This window comes from Sphaerospermopsis reniformis (assembly GCF_005402885.1).
Classification (GTDB): Bacteria; Cyanobacteriota; Cyanobacteriia; order Cyanobacteriales; family Nostocaceae; genus Sphaerospermopsis; species Sphaerospermopsis kisseleviana.
The window spans coordinates 1-4,554 of the sequence record NZ_BJCE01000332.1 but is presented as its reverse complement, the minus strand read 5'-3'; the positions used below and the strand labels follow the sequence as shown (position 1 = coordinate 4,554).

Here is a 4,554-nt window from a genome sequence, read left to right as displayed (position 1 = left end):
GTAATTGGTAATTGGTAATTGGTAATTGGTAATTGGTAATTGGTAATTGGTAATTGGTAATTGGTAATTGGTAATTGGGAATAGTTGATTAGAAAACATAAAATTGATTACCCAGTCACCAGTCCCCAGTCCCCAGTCACCAGTCACCAGTCCCCAGTCCCCAGTCCCCAGTCCCCAGTAACCTTCATCCATCTGTGGTTATGATAAGATAATTTGTAATCCTTTGACTAATCTTTCTATTCCTGCTTTTGCTGTTTCTTGTTTTAATGCACCATAAGCAACACGCAAATAACAACCGTCTTCTATCCCGAAGGTTGTACCAGGGATGACTGCTACTTTATGTTCTTGAATTAATCTTTTTACTAATTCTAAAGCATCTATTTGAGTATGTACTTTTAAGAAAAAGTAGAAAGCCCCATTTGCAGGTGTGATGGTACATAAACCTTGTAATTCATTAAGTGCATTAATCACTATTTTCCGAGTTTGGGCAATTGTTTGAATATGATCTTTTACATAATCTTCTTTTGCTTGTAATGCCCCTAATGCTGCATACTGGGAAACGACAGGAGGACAAATTAAAATTGTATCTTGTACTTTTTTGACTGCATTTAATAAATGTTGAGGAATTACCATATAACCAATACGCCAACTCGCAAAACCATAAGCTTTGGAAAGGCTATAAAGGGAAATTGTATATTCATTACTTCCCGCAAATGCACCAGGGGAAATATGTTTTATTCCCTCATAGGTAAAATATTCATAAGCTTCATCACTAATATGATAAATACCCCGTTCTCGACAAATTTGATTTATTTGTTTTAATACCGCTTCTGAATATATTACACCTGTGGGATTATTCGGCGAAATTGTGACAATGGCGCGGGTTTTGGGTGTAATAGCTTGGGCTATATTTTCAGGAATTAATTGATAATTTTCGTCTGTTGCTACTAAAATTGGATGACAACCCGCCATTGTAATTGCCATTTCATGATTGAAATAATAGGGAGTGTTTAATATAATTTCGTCACCTGGGGAAGTTATGGCTAAAATAGCATTCATAAAGCCCATATTACTACCGGCTGTGACAACAATACAATTTTGATTGTTAATTTCAATGCCGTTAAATGTTGATAATTTTGTTGTTAATGCTGTAATTAATTCGGGTATTCCTGTAACTGGTTTGTAGAGATGATTTGTGGCATCGTTGAGGAATTTTGGTAATATTTCTATTGCTTCTGGTGGTGGACTATAGTAGACTACACCCTGTCCCAAAGAAATTGTACCGGGAGAATTTTTGATTAATTCCCCAACTACAGGAATAATTGGTGATTGTACCGCATTCATGCGAGAGAATTGATATTTCATAATAATCCAAGGAGTTACAGGAGTTACAGGAGTTACAGGAGTTACAGGAGAAAGAATTCATTTTTCCTAAACTCTTACACCCTGACACCCTTACCCCTGCGATTAAATTCCCTAAAAGCTAAGAAAACTTAACGCCAGTATTGACTAAATTTGCTAATAATTTCACACTAAATTCTTGTTCAAACACTCCTTTTTTGTAATCTAAACTCCACAATTCCAAAGCACAATCATCACCTAATTCAGAGGGAAATATTAACATTTTCAATTCATTTGCATGAGGCAAATATTCACAATTAACATGAGATACTGCGCCGATTTGTCTTCTATCTAAAGCTACTGCTAATCTTAAAATTGCACTCAGTTGACATATCATTTGTTTATGTTCTTTATGCAATAAATTCCGGTAATTTTCGTGCTTTTTCTTGGGTGGTGATTTGCGGTGATAACGAGCTAAATTAGCAATGATTTCGATATCGGTTTCGTTATAACCAAGTAATTCACCATTTCTAATTAGGTAGTATGAATGTTTGTGGTGTGCGGAATGGCTGATGTAGTGACCACAATTGTGTAAAATTGCAGCAGCCCAAAGTAATTTTCTTTCGTCTTTACCCCAAGGATGTAGTTTTCCCTGAGTTTGATCAAATAAACTTAATGCGAATTTAGCTACGCGATCGCTATGTTCTAGGTTAACTTGGTATTTTTTGGCAATTTTCAGAACATTGCGTTCTCGAACTGAACCTTGATAGCGCAGTCTATCTGCTATTAAACCATGTGTCAGCATCCAATCTACTATCACACCTTCCCGCAGGGAACGTTCACACAGTGTCACTGAGTCTACACCCAACAGGGTCATTGCTTCCTGTAATATCACTGCCCCAGCAAGTATCACTTCTGACCGTCTTTCTGGCATTCCTGAAATGGCTGCCCGTTCTACGCTATTCATGCGTCGCAAGCGCGTTACCCAAGTCCGCAAGTCCTGAAGATTAAATTGATAACCATTGAGGGTAGAAGGTATTACACCCATCTTTTCCCTAGCATTAATCATGGCTATAGTTTCAATTGTGCCAGATGTTCCTACTAACTTGGGAATTTCACCAGGTTGGAGTTTAGAAAGTACGTCTTCTACAGAACGTTCTAACATACCTCGTGCGTAGGCTTGCAGATATTGAAACTCTGTATCACTGATGGGATCAGTGGTGATAAACTCCCCAGTGAGTCGCACTGCACCAACTTTTGTACTGGTGAGACTGCGGGGTTCTTGGGAGTCGCCTAAAATTAGTTCTGTTGAACCACCACCAATATCAACAATAATGTGCGGTTGGTGATTAAATTCCATGCCAGAAAGCACACCTAAATAAATGCGTCGCGCTTCTTCCTGACCAGAAATTAAGTCTACACTTAAACCTAATTCGGTTTCTACTTGGTGTAAAAATTCTCTACCATTAGGTGCTTCACGGACGGCGCTAGTAGCGACTGCAATAATGCTTTCTGCTTCGAGACTTTTGGCTAGTGCTTGGAAACGTCCTAAACAAGCGATCGCTTTTTTGATCACTTCTGGTTTTAATTCTCCCGTTTCTAAATTGCGATCGCCTAATCTCACTGTTTCTTTTTCTTTGGCAATCATTGTAAAAGCTGGTAGTGTCGGTTCAATCCTGACTATTACCATGTGCAAAGAATTAGTGCCGATATCAATGGACGCAATCATCCGGTTTTGCTTCACTGGTGGAGTTGCCATATTCTCCCAGTTCGCAGAAACTACATTCACCATTTAAGTTTCTCTCTCTTAACAATGGATGGTCAAAGCTGGTGTGCCGATTTAATCCGCACTAAATACTTGTTACTGACAATACAGCAGGAGTCAGGAGTAAAACTCTGTTTCTGTCTAGGTTTCAAATTAGATTCTGTACCTGATTGATCTGCTATCTACTGTATTGTAAATATATAGAGTTTTCAGGTTAATTGTTTGGTGAAATTACACACAATTAAAGTAATGAATTTGTATCCCAAGCTGGAACATTCGTTGATGTGTCAAGATCATCAAAAAATAAATCGCACAGACGCAAAATAAAGAGAACAGGACTGACGCAAAATATCTCTCCAACCCTCTTTCCTTCGTGTCCTTCGTTCCTTTGTGGTTCATTCTTCTGTTACTTGTGCGTAAGTCCTAGAGAATAAAGTAAAAGTAAAGAGAATTAAATCATGTTTTGACATCAGTGCTGTATTTTTCCCAAATTTGGATGCTCCCTGTATTTACAGTTATCAAATAACGATATTCTATAGATGTGAAGATATGTGAATTAAGCGAATATGCTAACAACACCAGAAAGCAACCAAGAACCATTATGGCTAGTTATTATTCGGCTGTTACGGTGGCATAAACCAGAAGGTAGGTTAATTTTGATGATTCCTGCACTATGGGCTGTGTTTTTGGCAGCTGCTGGTAAACCACCTTTACCCCTAGTAGGAGTAATTATATTAGGTACTCTGGCCACCAGCGCCGCAGGTTGTGTAGTTAATGATTTATGGGATCGAGATATAGATCCGCAAGTCGAGAGAACACGCGATCGCCCTTTGGCTTCCCGCGCCCTATCCATCAAAGTGGGTATAGCTGTAGGGATAGTTGCCCTGGCTTGTGCCGCAGTTCTCGCTTTCTATCTTAGCCCTTTAAGCTTCTGGTTGTCTGTAGCAGCAGTACCCGTAATTTTACTTTATCCTGGTGCAAAACGAGTATTTCCTGTACCGCAGTTAGTGCTTTCTATCGCTTGGGGTTTTGCCGTTTTGATTAGTTGGAGTGCAGTTACACAAAACATTACCGCACCGACTTGGTTACTTTGGGGTGCAACTGTACTTTGGACATTGGGATTTGATACCATTTATGCCATGAGCGATCGCCAAGATGATCAGCGCATTGGTGTTAATTCCAGCGCCCTCTTTTTTGGTAAATATGCCCCCACAGCTATTGGTATTTTCTTCGCTGGTACGATCATTCTCCTAGCTGGAGAGGGTTTGTTAGTTAACCTGAATGGATTTTTCTGGATTAGTTTAATCATTGCATCTGGTGGTTGGGTTTGGCAATTTATCCGCTTGAGAAACCCCGAACTACCTAACCCTGCTTATGGAGAAATGTTCTGTCAAAATGTCTGGATTGGATTTTTGATTTTAGCAGGAATGATTTTTGGTTCTTTCAGA

General features: G+C 39.1%; 3 protein-coding genes. 1 reads left to right on the top strand and 2 read right to left on the bottom strand.

Translation table 11 applies throughout. The features are described 5' to 3' along the window. Positions 1-198 precede the first annotated feature (198 nt). Both FFR48_RS25685 and FFR48_RS25680 read right to left on the bottom strand, forming a co-directional pair. A complete protein-coding gene (locus tag FFR48_RS25685) occupies positions 199-1,365 on the bottom strand; it encodes a pyridoxal phosphate-dependent aminotransferase (protein ID WP_137669321.1) in 1,167 nt (388 codons plus the stop codon). A 118-nt stretch (positions 1,366-1,483) separates the two neighbouring features. Further along, entirely contained in the window at positions 1,484-3,133 is a 1,650-nt protein-coding gene (locus tag FFR48_RS25680) for a Ppx/GppA phosphatase family protein (protein ID WP_137669320.1), read from the bottom strand. Between the two features lie 539 nt (positions 3,134-3,672). Between FFR48_RS25680 and ubiA the strand changes: the two genes are divergently transcribed. Further along, the coding region (gene ubiA / locus FFR48_RS25675) for a 4-hydroxybenzoate octaprenyltransferase (protein WP_137669319.1) at positions 3,673-4,554 on the top strand (882 nt) is incomplete at its 3' end.